Origin of the sequence: Psychrobacter sp. KFRI-CH2-11 (assembly GCF_038239325.1) — a bacterium.
Taxonomy (GTDB): Bacteria; Pseudomonadota; Gammaproteobacteria; order Pseudomonadales; family Moraxellaceae; genus Psychrobacter; species Psychrobacter celer.
Genome location: NZ_CP151283.1, coordinates 2,369,163 through 2,386,258 on the forward strand (window position 1 = coordinate 2,369,163; position 17,096 = coordinate 2,386,258).

Annotated in this window: 10 protein-coding genes and 2 tRNA genes; 8 read left to right on the top strand and 4 right to left on the bottom strand. The window is 48.2% G+C overall.

Annotation, left to right across the window (positions count from 1 at the left end):
* Window positions 1-55: 55 nt before the first annotated feature.
* Together AADH33_RS09740 and AADH33_RS09745 are read right to left on the bottom strand one after the other, a co-directional pair.
* A complete protein-coding gene (locus tag AADH33_RS09740; protein ID WP_075101445.1) occupies window positions 56-415 on the bottom strand; it encodes a hypothetical protein in 360 nt (119 codons plus the stop codon).
* Window positions 416-569: 154 nt separating this feature from the next.
* Window positions 570-950: an arsenate reductase gene (locus tag AADH33_RS09745; protein WP_348548787.1), complete on the bottom strand. Its 381-nt coding sequence runs from the start codon at window positions 948-950 to the stop codon at window positions 570-572.
* Window positions 951-1,189: 239 nt separating this feature from the next.
* On the opposite strand from AADH33_RS09745, the gene leuS reads away from it, so the two are divergent.
* The 7 genes from leuS (at window position 1,190) to AADH33_RS09780 (ending at window position 10,404) form a co-directional block, all read left to right on the top strand.
* Entirely contained in the window at window positions 1,190-3,922 is a 2,733-nt protein-coding gene (leuS, locus tag AADH33_RS09750; protein ID WP_075101563.1) for a leucine--tRNA ligase, read from the top strand.
* A gap of 175 nt (window positions 3,923-4,097) precedes the next feature.
* Window positions 4,098-4,784 (top strand): LPS-assembly lipoprotein LptE, encoded by a 687-nt coding sequence (locus AADH33_RS09755; RefSeq protein WP_243456143.1) that lies wholly within the window; start codon window positions 4,098-4,100, stop codon window positions 4,782-4,784.
* Window positions 4,785-4,874: 90 nt separating this feature from the next.
* Window positions 4,875-5,966 carry a DNA polymerase III subunit delta gene (locus tag AADH33_RS09760; protein WP_348548788.1) on the top strand — a complete coding sequence of 364 codons (1,092 nt, stop codon included), beginning with the start codon at window positions 4,875-4,877 and terminating at the stop codon, window positions 5,964-5,966.
* 187 nt (window positions 5,967-6,153) lie between these two features.
* The gene (locus AADH33_RS09765) at window positions 6,154-7,512 is read left to right on the top strand and encodes an efflux RND transporter periplasmic adaptor subunit (protein WP_348548789.1); all 1,359 of its coding nucleotides are present in this window, start codon (window positions 6,154-6,156) and stop codon (window positions 7,510-7,512) included.
* Between the two features lie 191 nt (window positions 7,513-7,703).
* Window positions 7,704-9,653, top strand: coding sequence for a MacB family efflux pump subunit (locus AADH33_RS09770; RefSeq protein WP_243456149.1), 1,950 nt, complete (start codon window positions 7,704-7,706; stop codon window positions 9,651-9,653).
* A gap of 379 nt (window positions 9,654-10,032) precedes the next feature.
* A tRNA-Lys gene (locus AADH33_RS09775) sits at window positions 10,033-10,108 on the top strand.
* Between the two features lie 220 nt (window positions 10,109-10,328).
* Window positions 10,329-10,404: transfer RNA gene (locus AADH33_RS09780), tRNA-Lys, on the top strand.
* Between the two features lie 63 nt (window positions 10,405-10,467).
* Here the strand turns inward: AADH33_RS09780 and AADH33_RS09785 are convergent.
* Both AADH33_RS09785 and AADH33_RS09790 read right to left on the bottom strand, forming a co-directional pair.
* Window positions 10,468-11,262: an MBL fold metallo-hydrolase gene (locus AADH33_RS09785; protein WP_207969400.1), complete on the bottom strand. Its 795-nt coding sequence runs from the start codon at window positions 11,260-11,262 to the stop codon at window positions 10,468-10,470.
* A gap of 248 nt (window positions 11,263-11,510) precedes the next feature.
* Complete coding sequence (locus AADH33_RS09790) at window positions 11,511-13,598, bottom strand: catalase (protein WP_348548790.1); 2,088 nt, start codon at window positions 13,596-13,598, stop codon at window positions 11,511-11,513.
* Window positions 13,599-14,295: 697 nt separating this feature from the next.
* On the opposite strand from AADH33_RS09790, the gene ppc reads away from it, so the two are divergent.
* Window positions 14,296-17,076 (top strand): phosphoenolpyruvate carboxylase, encoded by a 2,781-nt coding sequence (ppc, locus tag AADH33_RS09795; protein WP_348548791.1) that lies wholly within the window; start codon window positions 14,296-14,298, stop codon window positions 17,074-17,076.
* Window positions 17,077-17,096 lie beyond the last annotated feature (20 nt).

A 17,096-nucleotide genomic window follows, 5' to 3' on the forward strand; every position in this document is an offset into this window, starting at 1 on the left:
TTTAACTGTCTATCAATTTTATGGCCCATCAACATTCATTCAAACAATGATGAATTTAATAAGCACAGAACTCAACAGAACTATGGTAACTATTACCATAAACCTTCATATAGTGATTGCCTTTGCTCTCAGTAATATAAGACGTTTCATTATCATAGCGGTCACCGTCCAATCGACCACTTGGCCCTGAGACGTAAGCCATATTGATGCGATCATCGCCGACATTACGAATCACTAAATTCTGGTCTGCTGCAAGCCATAAACGAAACACTTTGCCATCTTTGATATTGCCTGTAAAGTTACCGCAATAGCTGTCTTTTGCAAAGGTTACTTTAGTTGATGAGTCTGCCGCCTGTACGCTTGTGGCCATTATAGGTGCTGCTGCAAGCGTAGCCATCAGTAATAATTTTTTCATCATTCTATCCTCGAACATTAGGGTCTATTGAACATTCAGATATCGTGCTGGTAGCACATCTGAATGTTCAATAGACCCTATAAATTAGTAAACTTAATTCTATCTATGAGAGCATAGTTTATAATTTGTCAAAGTGACAGCTTTTTTATAAAAATTATTTATAAATAACCGCCTCAAACTCAGATTCATTAAAGCCGCACAACAATATTGGCTGACCTTGATTTTTATCGTCAATCTGACCTTCCACAATCGGACGTTTAATCATGCTGGTGTTTTCTACCAGCAAATCTATCGCTTTATCTACACTGTCATCAGCGGCTTGTTTTTGCTCATCGGTCAGCTTGCGCCATGTGGTACCACGCTTGTTTAGCACTTTATCGATACCTAGCGCATCTACCCAACGCTCTACGCTCTCTTTATCAATACCCTGCTTTTTATAATCATGAAAATCATAGCTGACACCCAACTCATCAAGCTTAGTAAACGCTTTTTTCATGGTGCTACAAGATTTGATGCCATAAACAGTGATGCTCATAAAAACTCCCAATCCATAATCATTAGTCGCTGTATTATACCGAAGCCGGTTAATTTTTGGTTTGTTAAACAAAAACCTCCTGTCGCTACTATGATGCCTTTCCCCCAACTTGCCAACCTGTCGTCGTGACAGCGCGCAAACGCGTCATCATACCATCGCAATTTTCGCCAAATTACGCTATGCTATGGCATTATTTTGTTTTACCCAATTTATCTGTAATCATCAATTTCGAGCCGACTATGAGCAACGCCGTGACAGCAGAAACTGCTAATACCAATCAGACCAACAATACTTCCATAGACCCTACCCAATACCAACCGCAGCTGATCGAAGCGGCACAACAAGCCAAGTGGGCAACGGACAAACGCTATGAAGTGAGCAATGAGCCAAGCGACAAACCAAGTCGCTATATGCTGTCGATGTTTCCGTACCCAAGTGGCAAGCTGCACATGGGACACGTGCGTAACTATACCATCTCTGATGTACTCAGCCGTTATTATCGCCTCAAAGGCTTTGATGTCATGCAGCCAATGGGCTGGGATGGCTTTGGCCTGCCAGCAGAAAACGCCGCCATCGCCAACCAAACGCCGCCTGCTGCTTGGACATTTGCCAACATCGACAACATGCGCGCCCAGCTAAAATTGCTCGGTCTCTCTATCGACTGGTCACGTGAGTTTGCCACTTGTAGCCCTGAGTATTATCAGTGGGAGCAGTGGTTGTTTTTGCAGCTCTACAAAAAAGGCTTGGTCTACAAAAAACTCTCTACCGTCAACTGGGATCCGGTCGACAACACCGTCCTTGCCAACGAGCAAGTCATCGATGGCAAAGGCTGGCGTAGTGGCGCGCCCGTTGAAAAGCGCGACATCCCGATGTATTACTTTAACATCACTGATTATGCCGATGAGCTGCTCGATGATTTAGACCAGCTAGAGGGTCATTGGCCATCTGAAGTTCTGACCATGCAGCGCAACTGGATCGGCCGTAGCGCGGGTATGGAAGTACACTTCCCTTATGAGCTGAGCGGCGAGCGCAACACCTTAGAGGTGTTTACCACTCGCCCTGATACCTTGATGGGCGTCACTTATGTCGCCGTTGCCGCTGAGCATCCGTTAGCGCAGTACGCCTCTGAGCAGGATGACGCCATCGCTCAGTTTTGTGCACTGTGCAAAAAAGGCTCGGTCGCCGAAGCGGATCTGGCCAAAGCCGAAAAAATCGGTATGGATACAGGCCTGACCGTGACCCATCCTCTCACTGGTGAAGAAGTCCCTGTGTGGGTCGCCAACTATGTCTTGATGAGCTACGGCTCAGGCGCAGTGATGGCGGTACCAGCGCACGATGAGCGCGATTATGAGTTTGCCACCAAATACAGCCTACCTATCAAGCAAGTCATCCAGTCGCCTGCAGACTTTGAAGCATCTGTCCTTGCTGCGGCTCAAGCGGACGGCTCTGAGCCAAATCTTGCTTATACTGAGCGCAACATCTTGGTGAACTCAGGCGAATTTGACGGCTTGGATTTTGATCAAGCGTTTGAGGCAATGCTTGCCAAACTTGAGCCACAACAGCTTGCGAAGAAAAAAATCCAGTATCGTCTGCGTGACTGGGGCGTCTCACGTCAGCGCTATTGGGGCTGCCCTATACCAATGATCAACTGTGAGCACTGCGGCACGGTGCCTGTCGAAGAGCAAGATCTACCTGTCGTACTGCCAACGGATGTCGTCCCTGATGGCCGCGGCAACCCGCTCAAAAGTATGCCAGAGTTTGTCAATACCACTTGTCCAAAGTGCGGCAACCCAGCTGAGCGCGAGACGGATACCTTTGACACCTTTGTTGAGTCGAGCTGGTACTACGCACGCTTTGCCAGTCCAAACGACACGCAAAACATGGTCAATAAATCTGCCGCCAATAAATGGCTGCCTGTCGATCAATACATCGGCGGTGTCGAGCACGCGGTCATGCATCTACTTTATGCGCGTTTCTTCCATAAGCTCATGCGCGACGAAAACTTGGTATCAGGCAATGAGCCATTTGCCAACTTGATGACGCAAGGCATGGTGCTTGCGGGCACTTTTTACCGCCGCAACGCTGATGGCAGCACCACTTACTACTTCACCGAAGATGTCGATATCGACTACAACGAGCGCGGTCAGCCAGTTAAAGCGATTTTAAAATCTGATGGACAGCCTGTCACCATCGGCAAAATAGAAAAAATGTCCAAATCAAAAAACAACGGCGTCGATCCACAAATCACCATCGATAAATATGGCGCGGATACCGTACGTTTGTACACGCTGTTTACCGCCCCTGCCGACCAGACGCTTGAGTGGTCAGATGACGCGCTAAAAGGCCCTTATAACTTCGTCAAAAAAGTATGGCGCATCGCAACCGACCATATGCAAGCCCTAGCGGCTGCAAGTCTAAGCCCTGATGCATTAAATAAAGCCACGCTCAATAACGAAGCATTAAACACAGAGCACCTTAGCAAAGCGGCGAAAAACTTACGCCGTAAGACTCATGAAACCATCGCCAAGATCGACAGTGACCTAGGCGAGCGCTTGGCGCTAAACACGCCAGTCTCAAGTCTTATGGAGCTTGCCAATGAGCTGACTGGTTTTAAAGCCAGCAGTGAGCAAGACCTGCAAGTACAGCACGAAGCATTGATTGATTTATTAATCATGCTATCTGCCTACGCACCGCACGTCGGCGAGCATTTGCTTGAGCAGCTGGGTGTCGATACGGTCAACTTAAGCTACCCTGCTGTCGACGAGCGCGCACTGGTACAAGACACCATCACCATGGTGGTGCAGGTTAATGGTAAGATGCGCGGCAAAATGGATGTCGCCCCCAACAGCGACCCTGAGCAGCTAAAAGCGCAAGCACGCGCACTTGAGGGTGTGGCCAAGTTTTTGACAGGGGACATCAAAAAAGAGATCGTCGTGCCCAATAAGCTGGTCAATATCGTGGTCGCAGGCTAGTACATCGTCTTTAGCTTTAGCTAGGCGCTACCCGCTAGCGCTGTTCTGCGATGCGTCTTTATTACCTTAGTGCGTGCCCTCACCTCCATCGATAGCGGCCTTTACTGCTTCACTAGGCCAAAGACGAGGATTTGAGGACACTCTCCAAGCTTTTTATCATTAAAGGATAGCGATTATGTCGTATAAGCACCGAGCAGTACCGTCACAATCATCGACCAGCGGACGAAAACTTGCGACAGCGTTACTGGCTGCTTTGCCGATGATGACCGTGCTCGGTGCCACCACCGCACTGAGTGGCTGCGGCTTTCAGCTGCGCGGTTATGAAACACCAATGCTGCTCGATGTGGCCAAAACAGCGGTCATTATCGAGGATGATCGCACGTCGTTTCCGCTCAAGCTGCCATTGACTCAGCGCCTAAAAACCCTAGGCGCGGAAGTCATGAGCAATATGACCTTAGATGATGTGGCACGTAACAATCGACAAGCACATGCAGAGCCCATCGCCGTCATCGATATCAGCAATGTGCGATTTAAGCGTTATGAGCTGGTTGGGGTTTTGACAGAAATCCGTTTGGTGCTCTCAGCCGATGTCAGTTATCAGACCTTTGAAAATGGCAAACCTGTGATACTCAAAAACGCCATCCAAGTCGATCGCAGCTATCAGTACAACGAAGCCTCGGTTAGCACTGACGATCAGCAAGGCGATCAGATTCGTGACTGGCTCTATGAGCGCTTGGCACGCCGTATCACGGATCAATACGTCGCCATCTCCTTACCCAAAGTGCCACCTTCTAATAAGCAGGCAGTACCCATGATAAACAGCGCCACTGCACCCACCGTGATGGTGCCAAACGCCCAGTAATTTTATAAGTTTGTAGGAATGCTTCGTCATTCTTCATGATCATGTAATGCCGCTCTTTTCTTCTTTTTTTAACCTGTGTATCATCAGCCTATGCAAGATACTTTTATCCAAGCCTATCCAAAACTACTACAACCCGCGGCGGCAGTAGCTGGCTTGTGGCTGGCACACGGTGATGAGCCGTTACTCAGTCAATGGCTTATCGATGCCATGCGTCCGCACTGGCGCGCGCAAAACTATGCCATCAAACGTATCGAACTGGTGTCAGTAAAAAGCTGGCAAGATGTGCTATCCGAGCTTGGCAGTCAGTCGTTGTTTGACGATGCCAGTGCGCTGATTGTGACAGGCAATCATAAACCTGATAAAGCCGTCATTGCCGCACTCGAACGTTTTGCTATCGAGGCACAAGCAGGCACGCATAGTCAAAGCCTGCTATGGCTTACGCCTAAGCAAGACAAGCGCAGCCAGAGCAGCAAATGGTTTGCGCCGTTTGCTCAGTACGGTCATGTGATTGATTGCAACTTGTACAATGAGCAGCAGCGTCAGCAGCTATTACAGATACAGGCCCAGCAGTTTGGCCTCACGCTGTCACAAGAAGCGTGGCAGCTGCTGATGTCGCATACCGAGCATCATCTGCTAAGCGCCTATCAAACCTTATGGCGGCTCTCTTATCTGTTTGCGCCGCAGCTCGCACCTGCGGCAACTCCTCATCAACAGTCAACCCATCACTCTACCAGCTCAACTGATGGCAAAGCTCCTACCGAAAACGTCGCATTAGATATTGATGATCTACAAGCCGCGCTGGTCAGTGATGCTCAGTTTAGTGTCTTTGATTTATCCGATGCCATGCTGGCTGGCAACAGCGCGCAGGTAGTCAAAATCATCACGCAGCTCAAGGCCACCGATGAGCCAACGACGTTGGTACTGTGGGCAATCAGTAAAGACATGCGCCAGATTATGCAGCTGCTAGATGGACAAGACCCGCAGGCGCTCGGCATTTGGCGCAGCAAACAAGGCTTATATCAGCAGGCGTGTCGTCGCCAGTCAAAGGCGCAGACCGCGCAGTGGCCGGCGCTGCTTTATCGCTGCGACCAAGCCATCAAAGGACTTATCCGTCAGCCTGCATGGGAGCTACTATTACAAGCAGCGCTTGAGCTGTCTGGCAAACGCTTGTTTATCACTTGATACACCTCTCGTTTGACCGCCATCCCTAAATTACTTGTATAAACGACGACCAAATCCGCCACAACCGAGTGGCAGATTTTGGTTCTCTCGATCCTCCTTAACCTTTCTTAAACTAATTGCCATTCCTTTTTGCGCAGCAAGCCTCTACTATAGCTACACTTGATTTTATTGTGATTGGATAGTTGTCATGGGCAAAATAAGCAAAAAACCTGCGATCAAATGGGCAGTGGTCGCTTTGGTCGTCGTCGTATTCAGCGCGCTGGCCTATCGTTTTTTTATGCCAAAAGAAACAGCGCCTAACTACCTAACGGCGAAGGTGGAGGTCGGTGATATCGAAAATAACGTCATGGCTTCAGGCAAGGTCAAAGCCCTCAATACCGTCGATGTCGGCGCGCAGGTATCAGGTGAGGTCAAACGGCTCTATGTAGAGGTGGGAGACGAAGTGCAGCAAGGCGATTTGATTGCCCAAATCGATCAAGTGACACAAAACAACAACTTAAGCAATCAGCAAGCCAGTCTAGAGCAAAGCCGCGCCGCACTACAAAGCGCCCGTGCAGAAGCGCTAAGCCGACAAGCCAGCCTCAAGAGCGCCTACGCCGATCTTGCCAGCCGCCAATCTGAGCTCAAACAAGCTCAGTCTGATTTTGCTCGCCTACAAGACTTAGTCGCTATCGATGCAATATCGCAGCAGGAGCATGACACACAAGCGACCAACGTCGAGACAGCAAAGGCCGCGGTGGCCAATGCGCGCGCCGCTATTGATACAGCCAAAGCCGCTATCGCCACCACAGACGCCAATATCAATAGCCAGCAAGCGGCGCTACGCATCTCAGAGACCAACGTCAATACTGCTCGCGAGGATTTGAGCTATACCACTATCCGCGCACCCATCTCTGGTACTGTCGTCTCGATCACCACCGAGCAAGGCACCACGGTCAATGCCAATCAAACCACCCCGACGCTAGTCACTCTCGCCGACCTCTCGACCGTACGTATCAACGCGCAAATCTCTGAAGCTGATGTCATCAATGTTAAAGCTGGCATGCCCGCTTATTTCAACATCATTGGCAATCCAGACCAAAAGTACGATGCTACCTTGACCGCAATAGAGCCTGCACCAGAAAAAATCAGCGAAACCAGCTCCACCGATGCCGCCATCTACTACGTCGGCTACGTTGAAGTTCCCAATCCTGAGCGTTTATTTCGCATCGATATGACCGCGCAGATTTACATTGTCATCGATCAAGCAAAAAACACACTGCTGGTGCCCTCTGCTGTCATCCATGACGGGCCTGCTGATGGCAAAACCACAGATGCAACCAGCCGCCAAGTAAGTAATAACACGTCTGAGCATACCAGTAAGTTTGTCCGTGTGTTAAAAGACGACGGCAGCGTAGAGAAGCGCGCCGTCACAGTCGGTATCGACAACCGCGTCAACGCGCAAATACTCAGTGGCCTAACAGCAGGCGAAGAAATCATCATCAGTACAGAAAATGCAGAAGGCTTGCGCAGTGGTCGCCGCGCAGGTGGCCCGCCAAGAATGTAGATGTTAACTGAATCTGTCTTAAACTCACTCGGCCATACAAGCACTGACGCACACAAGCGCTTTTATGACAAAGCTCATGACCTTATTGAGACACTGCTATGATGACACCTCAACCTTCTCCACAGCCGAGCGAGCGCTCGCTGATAGCTGATAAAAAAAGCCAAGTAGCCACTCCTCCTACCAAGCCCATCATGCAGCTATCGGGGATTATTCGGGAGTTTGCGGCAGGTGAGCAGACCATTCGCGTGTTGCACGATATTGACTTGACGATTTATCAAGGCGAGATGGTCGCGATTATCGGTCAGTCTGGCTCTGGCAAGTCGACGTTGATGAACATCTTGGGCTGCTTGGACCAAGCGACAGCGGGAGACTATAAGATTTATGGACAATCAGCCAACAAGCTTGATGCTGACGAGCTGGCCGAGCTGCGCCGTGAGCACTTCGGCTTTATCTTTCAGCGCTATCATCTGCTCGGCGATATCAGCGCCCGTGATAATGTCGCTGTCCCTGCCGTCTATGCAGGCATGGATACGAGTGCACGCATGACACGGGCAGAGGCGCTGCTCACCGATCTCGGACTAGGCAATAAAGTCGACAACCGTCCTAATCAGCTCTCAGGCGGTCAGCAGCAGCGAGTCTCTGTCGCTCGAGCCTTGATGAACGGTGGTGATGTAATTTTGGCCGATGAGCCGACAGGCGCGCTCGATAGCAAGTCCGGCGATGATGTGATGGAGATTTTGCATGACCTAAATGCTCAGGGTCATACCATCATCATGGTCACCCACGATCCGCATCTGGCCGAGCAAGCCGAGCGTGTCATTGAGCTAAAAGACGGCCATATCATTGCAGATTATAAAACCGAGCATTATCAGCCAACCACCCAGCAGCCAGCTCCTATTCTAGGTAGCCACCGCAAAAGCGCCTTGGCAAGCTTTCTTGATCGCTTGCTTGAAGCTTTTAAGATGTCCTTGCTCGCCATGCGTGCGCACAAAATGCGTACCCTGCTTACCATGCTGGGCATCATCATCGGCATCGCGGCGGTGGTCTCTATCGTCGGCCTCGGTCAAGGCTCACAGCAGCAGATACTTGCCAACATCAGCTCATTGGGCACCAACACCATTACTGTCAATGACGGCTACCCCAGAGGCGATCCGCGCCGCCGGTATAATGACGACAACCTGACCCCTGAAGATGCGCAAGCTGTGGGCAATCAACCTTACGTCATTAGCGTCAGTCCGCAAGTAAATAGCACCTCTAGCGTTCGTTATCGCAGTGTACAAGAAGACGCAACGGTCAATGGGATCGGCGAAGACTATCTACAAGTCACAGGTGAAACACTGGTACAAGGTCAAGGCTTTGATGCACAAAGTATCAGTCTGCGCAGTCAGGACATCATCATCGACGACAATGCCAAGCAGGCTTTTTTTGCCGATATCGACAACCCTATCGGTGAGGTCATACTAATCGGCAGCGTACCAGGGCGGGTGATCGGTGTACTGGCAGAGAACGATGGCGGCTTTGGCCCTGATATCACCACACCCACCATATATATGCCCTATACCACCGTCATGTCCCGTATTACGGGCGGCGCTTATATCAATCGTTTTGTGGCATTACTCGATGACAGTGTCTCATCTAGTGTCGCCGAGTCTGCTATCTACGAGCTGATAGAAGGCCGTCATGGCAAGGCGGACTTTCAGATTATCAACTCTGACTCTATTCGCCAGACCATCGAGGCCACGACAGGGACGATGACGCTGCTCATCTCCTCAGTGGCGGTTATCTCACTGATCGTCGGCGGTATCGGGGTGATGAATATCATGCTGGTGTCTGTGACCGAACGTACCAACGAGATTGGGGTGCGTATGGCGGTTGGGGCGCGGCAAAGCGATATCATGCAGCAGTTTTTGATAGAGGCTGTTTTGGTTTGTATTTTAGGAGGACTACTGGGTATTGGCTTGGCATTTGCCATCGGTGAGCTGATCAACCGCATCGGCGGCGATAGCTTTAAAGTCATCTACTCACCGACCTCTATTATCGCAGCTTTTGTTTGCTCGACGCTCATTGGGATTGTATTTGGCTTTTTGCCAGCCCGTAATGCCGCCAAACTTGATCCCGTTGACGCACTATCTCGAGACTAATCACGACACATAATGACGCATTGACCAAACACACACGGCTAAAAAGAGCAAAAATGATAAAAATGGCAAAAAAACTAAAAAATCCTGCCAGATTTGCACTTTTTTTATCATGTGGGGTTGTAATTGTCATAATAATATATATAATGTGCTCTCACGTTTAGGGATACAAACTTTCTAAACGAGAAACCAAGCTTACTGTCTCTGCTAATATTGATAATACGATATACTCAGATAATAAGCTTGATAGAAAATTCTATTTAAAGAATTTTCTCTTGCAGTAATATGCAAACCTAGTGTTGATATCGAGTTTCTTAGAATTTACGAAAATGTAAATTCTCTTGCACTCGGATGAAGTAGTACTTCATTTTATCCTCGCTCAGGGCCGATAGCTCAGTTGGTAGAGCAGTTGACTTTTAATCAATTGGTCCCGCGTTCGAGTCGCGGTCGGCCCACCATATTTAGTTTGATGCTTGTTTATCGTTCTGCCCTATCCGGTAGTGATAAATGAGTAAAAAACATCATTAAGATGTTTAGATTTATATAGTTTTCTTTTAAGAAAATTATTCTTGCATAGCGTCAGATACATTGATTATATGCATAAATGTTAGAAAACCCTATTTAAAGGATTTTCTCTTGCGAAGCTAAAAAAGCAGTGCTTTTTTTATACGCTTCTCAGGGCCGATAGCTCAGTTGGTAGAGCAGTTGACTTTTAATCAATTGGTCCCGCGTTCGAGTCGCGGTCGGCCCACCATATTTGAAAAGCCCCATCACTAACTTAATAGTGACGGGGCTTTTTTTTGCGTGCCTGTTAGCGCTATCGTTTGGATTTACGGCGACGCGAAAAGACAGTAAAGTCAGCGTCTTTGCGCCATAGCAGCTTATGTTTGATGGTGTCTTTGATGGTACGCGGATGCTTGGGTGCCTGCGTGATGAGCATATCAAAAGTGGCGTCGTCTATCGCCAGCTCGCGGCCATGCGCCATCATCACCACCGAGGGCTTTAACGCTTTGATTTTTTGCAGCGACTGGATATAGAGTTTTGGATCATAAATAGGAAATGGCGCGACGAACTTGTGACGCAGCTTGATAATCAAGTCTGCTGTATATACTTGCCGACTTGGCAGATGAAATAGCGATAAGTCACGATCTGTATGCCCTGGCGTTTCAAGCACTTGCCACTCATCAAACTCAGGCACGCAGTCGCCATCTTTTACCATCACATCAGGATTCAGATGTGCCGGGTAATAAAGATTTTTGGCCGAGCGTCCTTGCCGTCTCGCCACATAATGCGCCAAATTCATATCGATGACATGCATGGCTCGCCCGCCGATACCGCCATACCACTGAGTTTTTTTGTCTGCTGATACGATCAGGCAGCCTGTCTGTTTTTTAAACTGCAGAGCACCGCCAGCATGATCAGGGTGCATATGTGTGACCATCACCACCTTTAGATCCGTTAGCGGGCGTTGTAGCGTCGTTTTTATATAATCAAGCACCAACGCCACATCAGGACGACAGCCACCATCTAACAGCATGATCTTGTCTGGATATACCGCAAGATAGGTACTTTGGATATAGCCTTCTAAACGTACAATCTCACATAAGCTCATTATTATTTATTCCCTGACCCATGATTCAATGCCATGAGCATTTATTAAATCCATTTGCTATTTAGTATAACGTTCATTATGGCTAAAAAAACGATTTTGAGTGAACGCTTGTGACTATAAATAGTTCACCTTATGTCAGCTTTAAATCATACACTGCCGCACCCAGCCCTAAAAAAGCAAAAACTCAGCACCTAGGCTGAGTTTAAGATAAAGCGTTTGAAGGTAAAAACTGATACCGTACCAGTCAACTATGCAAGGTCACGAACCTTTGGCTCACGCTCCCACAGACGCGACTTGGCATTTTCGGTAAAGGCATCTAAGTCAGCAAGAGGCGTGACAAAGCTGTCTTTTTCTACTGGCAGCTTACTTAAGATGAATTCTTCAGTCGCTCCGCAGTAGGCAATGGCTTTGCAATGTACATAAGCATCAGTAAACCAATCTAAGGTCGAGCTGTCTTTTGCTAGTTTCTTGGCTTGCTCTGGCATGATGATACTGACCACCGCATCAAAAAATACCGAAGGCGCCCCTGCTACGCGCTCTTCAGCTTGTATGCGAGTACCATCATCTAGTTTTACTTCTTTACTCGGCGCAACGATTTTTACCATCCCGTCCTGAGCATTGACCGCATCTTCGAACTTTTTAATCTCGCTATGCTTAGAGCCTTCGGCGACCAAGATACCCACCAATCGCCCTTTTAAACTCTTAGGCGTACGGCCGATGGTCTGTACAGCCTCTGATATCGTCATGTCTTGTACAGGCGCTGCCGCATCAGCAGGCTCTGGTAACTCCATACCCAAGGCAGTTGCCACGCGCTTGGCCAAATCTTCATCAATATGCAGCAGGTGGCTGAGCATACGGGTACGTACATGAGGAGTATCTACTTTACCCAGCTCAAATGCGTAGGCCGTCGCAATATGTGCCTGCTCAGCTGGGGTTTGACTACGGTAGAACATGCGCGGCTGGCTATAGTGGTCTGCAAAGCTCTCTGCGCGAATACGGCCTTTTACATTATCATCTAAGCGCTCTGCATACGACTCAAAGCCTTTTTTGACGCTTTCACGTGGACGATCTAAATCCAGACTTTGTGGCTCATAGAGGGTACGCGTCTTGGGTACTTGCATTTGCATGTGGCCGTCTTGCTGATTATTGGCAAACGGACATTTTGGCGCGTTAATAGGGATTTGCGCAAAGTTTGGCGACCCCAGACGCGACAGCTGGGTGTCAAGATAACTAAATAGACGACCTTGCAGTAAAGGATCATTACTAAAATCGATACCAGCCGGCAGATGTGACGGACAAAATGCTACTTGCTCCGTTTCTGCAAAAAAGTTATCAGGGTTACGGTTCAAGACCATTTTACCGATGATTTTCACAGGCACCGTCTCTTCTGGAATCAACTTGGTCGCATCTAGATGGTCAAATGGAAACTCATTGGCTTCTTCTTCAGTAAATAACTGAACACCGAACTCCCACTCAAAGTATTTGCCATTATCAATCGCTTCATACATGTCACGGCGGTTATAATCAGGATCAGCACCAGATATTTTTACCGCTTCATCCCAAGTAAGCGACTGTACACCTGCTACTGGCTTCCAATGAAAACGTACAAAGGTACTTTTTCCGTCTTTGTTAATCAAACGATAACTATGAATGCCAAAGCCTTCCATCATGCTAAAGCTACGCGGGAGCGCTCGATCACTCATCAGCCAAATGACATTGTGCATGGTCTCAGGACTTAACGACACAAAGTCCCAAAAGGTATCATGAGCAGATGCTGCCTGCGGAAAGCCGCGATCAGGCTCCGGCTTGACTGCATGCACCAGATCTGGGAATTTCATGGCATCTTGAATAAAGAAAATCGGCATATTATTACCAACGATATCCCAGTTACCTTCTTCGGTATAAATCTTGACCGCAAAGCCGCGGACATCGCGAGGCGTATCTTTTGAGCCTTTATTGCCAGCCACGGTCGAAAAACGAGTAAATAAAGGTGTCTGCTTCCCTGTTTCTGTAAGAATTTTGGCGGTCGTGTATTCTTCTAACGATTCTGTCAACTCAAAATAACCATGTGCGGCGCTACCACGTGCATGGACGATACGCTCAGGGATACGCTCATGGTCAAAATGATGAATTTTTTCACGCAGGACAAAATCTTCTAGCAAAGTTGGCCCACGTGCGCCAGCTTTTAATGAGTTTTGGTTATCAGAAATCGCAACGCCTTGCTGCGTCGTTAAGACTTTACCATCATCGTCTGCACGCTGGTGCGTCTCGCCACCATGTCCACGTTCAATAGTCATGTTGTTTGCGGGGTCAGTATGATCAAGATGCTTTTTCATAATATATCCTAGCTGATGAATAAAATGGCCTCTGATGAAACCATCCAAAGCGCGTAAACCCAGTATTTATATCCTGGTATCTATATAGTGACTTCGGCTGTCGCTTCATGTTTTATGGGTTACGCGGCAGTTGATTATCTAACTTTTTATTGTTGCTCTTTCGCTACTATGACTGGCAGTGCCAACCGTTCGCAATGTCAACTGCTAGCATTGCCAACCATGGTGCTCATCACTCATCTTACTTAAAAACTTCGCGATTTATGTCACATATATCGTGAAGCTTGTTGATTTTTGGTTAAACCAATGACCCAAACTATTGGCACATTACTATCATCAAATATATTGCTAAGTCCTTAACGCTCATGGCAGCGTTCTTTAGATTTTTTGCCTCAAGAATATCGATAGCGTTCGGGCCTATTATCAGTTAAATTATAAGGACAGCCATAAAATAAAGTCAGCCGACATCAAAGCTGTGGCAAACACTAGCGGCGAGTTCTGAACAAGCAAAATTTTTATAACCATCGCTTATAGCCATCATAAAAGGCTTGATGTATCACTTTGTATAAGGCGGTTCGTAACTGTATTTACGGGCCGTCTTTATTCATCCGTCTAGGGCGTATTGTTCGTTGAGTAAGGAAAATAGCCATATCCAAGCTTTATTGGATATATTCCCTAGTTATAGACAAGGAAGACAGTTATGTTATTAGATAACGACGTATTGCGTGCGCGCATTCGTTTATTAGGATCGTTTTTAGGCGAAGCCATCTCTCGCCAATCTGGGCAACAAACCTTAGATACCATCGAGACCTTGCGCCAAGGTTTTATCCAAGAGCGCCGCGAGCATAACGACGGACAAAAAAAGCAACTTATCGAGCTCATCGCCTCGCTAGACAATCAAACACTAAAAAATGTCATTCGCGCGTTTTCTATTTACTTTTTTTTGGCAAATTTGACCGAAGAAAACTACTTACGTGAGCAGCGGCGAGTGATGCGCGCGGAGTCTAACCAAAGCTGGGAAGGCTCTTTTCGTCGCACTTTATCAGAATGCCGCGAGCGGCAGATCGAACCTGAACAAATCAAAGAGCTCATCGATCAGCTAAAATTTATCCCTGTCTTTACCGCGCACCCTACCGAGGCGCGTCGCCGTACGACGATGAATATCTTGCAAACGCTATATGAGCACACCGATGCCATGGGTGTCTATCCTGAGGGCAGTCTCGCCTTTGAGCAGGCCAAACAAAAAACCGCGGAAACCATTGATCTACTATGGTCGTCAGATGAAGTCCGTACTCGCAAGCCTTTGGTCTATGATGAGATTAATAATGGCCTGCATTATTTTGACGCCAGTCTCTTTACCGCTATACCGAAAGTCTATCGCAATATCAAAGACGCAATCGTAGAGATTTATCCAGAGCTTAGTGACTATGCGCTACCCGCTTTTGTCAATTTTGGCTCTTGGATCGGCGGCGATAGAGATGGCAACCCCTTTGTCACTCATGAGACCACAGAAATGGCCGTGTTGATGCACGCCAATACGGTGCTGCGCCATTATCAAGTATTGATCCGAAAGCTGCGCCGCGAGCTCATTCATAGCGATAGCATCGTTACCATCGCGCCCGAGATTTATGAGCGCATCCAAGACTACAGCGAGCTAGATCAGCAGGTGTTTTGTTATAACCCTGATGACTACAATCATGAACCATACCGTAGATTGTTATCACTCATCCTTGCCAAAATAAAAGCCACCAACCAGTATATCCAAAGCCAAGGCACAGACGACAATGCAGCAAAAGACGCGTACTTATCGCCGGCCGCACTGTTAGATGACTTACGCCTTATCCGCAAGAGCGTCAACACGCATGATAGCGCCCATGCCGAAGGGCTACTGCTAGATACCATCCGCTTGGTCAAAACCTGCGGCTTTCATCTGGCCGCGCTCGATATTCGCCAAGACTCAGGCTATCATGGCGAGGTCATTGCCGATATTTTTGCCAATGCCTCCAACTTGCCCGATTACAAGGTGCTAAGCGAAGCAGAGCGCCAAGAATGGCTGACCCGCCTACTACAAAAACCAGGCACGCCACTGATTTATACCGATAATTTAAGCGAGCAAACCCGTGAACAGCTAGCCTTGATGCAGTCGGTGGCCAAACTGCGCAAATTGGTCGGCGACGATACTTTTGGCAGCTACGTGATCTCAATGACCAATAACGCCAGTCAGCTGCTAGAAGTACTGCTGCTGATGCGTTTTGCGGGTTTGTCTGGTATCGATGACGACGGACACTTATTTGCCGCCTTGCCGGTAGCACCATTGTTTGAAACCATCGAAGACCTTAAAAACATCGATAAAATCATGCCAACGGTGCTGGATAACCCGCTGTATCGCGAGCTACTTGAGCACTCAGGCAATATTCAAGAGATTATGCTGGGCTACTCGGACTCTTCTAAAGACGGCGGCATCATCACCTCGGCTTGGCAGCTGTATAGCGCCCAGCAGACTATCACCCGTATTGCCAACCAATACGGCATCAGCACCCGTCTGTTCCATGGCCGCGGCGGCTCTGTCAGTCGCGGCGGCGGCTCCACTCATCAGGCCATCGCCGCTCAGCCTGCTGGCACATTAAACGGACAAATCAAGTTTACCGAGCAAGGCGAAGTGCTCTATGCCAAGTATGCCAATCCAGATACGGCAGTGTTTGAGCTAACCATGGGCATCACAGGCGCGCTAAAAGCCAGCTCATCACGCTTTGTAGCGCAGCCGGGCCAGCTCGATAGCTATGAAGCACTGTTTGCGGATTTGGCCGATGCTGGTGAGCAGCAATATCGAGCATTGACGGATAATACAGAAGGCTTTTATCAGTTTTACTCCGAGGCCACGCCTGTACAAGAGATCTCTTTGCTAAATATCGGCTCGCGCCCTGCCCACCGCAAAAAAGGCTTGCCAAGCAAATCAACCATTCGGGCGATACCTTGGGTATTTGGCTGGTCATTGGCCCGCTTTACTCTTCCTGCATGGTATGGCGTAGGCACGGCATTAGAGAGTGTCAAACAAAACGAAGGATTGATGAAAGAGATGAATAAAAACTGGCCGTTTTTTAGTGCTTTTATCAGCAATATCGAAATGGCCTTTACCAAATCGGAGATGAATATCGCCCACGCCTACAGCCTGCTGTGCAAAGACGAACACTTACGCACACAGGTCATGCAGGCCGTCGAGCAAGAGCACGCGCTTACTCACTATGGCCTAAACTCCCTGCTTGAGCAAACCTCGTTATTGTCCACGCAGCAAGAGCTGGCAGCGTCTTTACAATGGCGCAATGCTTACTTAGACCCGATCAACTATATCCAAATCGAGCTACTCAAACGCATGCGCCAACCTGATAATAAGGATGCTAAAAGTACCGACAAACTGTCGGTAGAAGATCCCCTGATTCGCAGTATCAATGCCCTTGCAGCAGGACTACGTAATACTGGTTAGAACTTGATACTGATATTAAA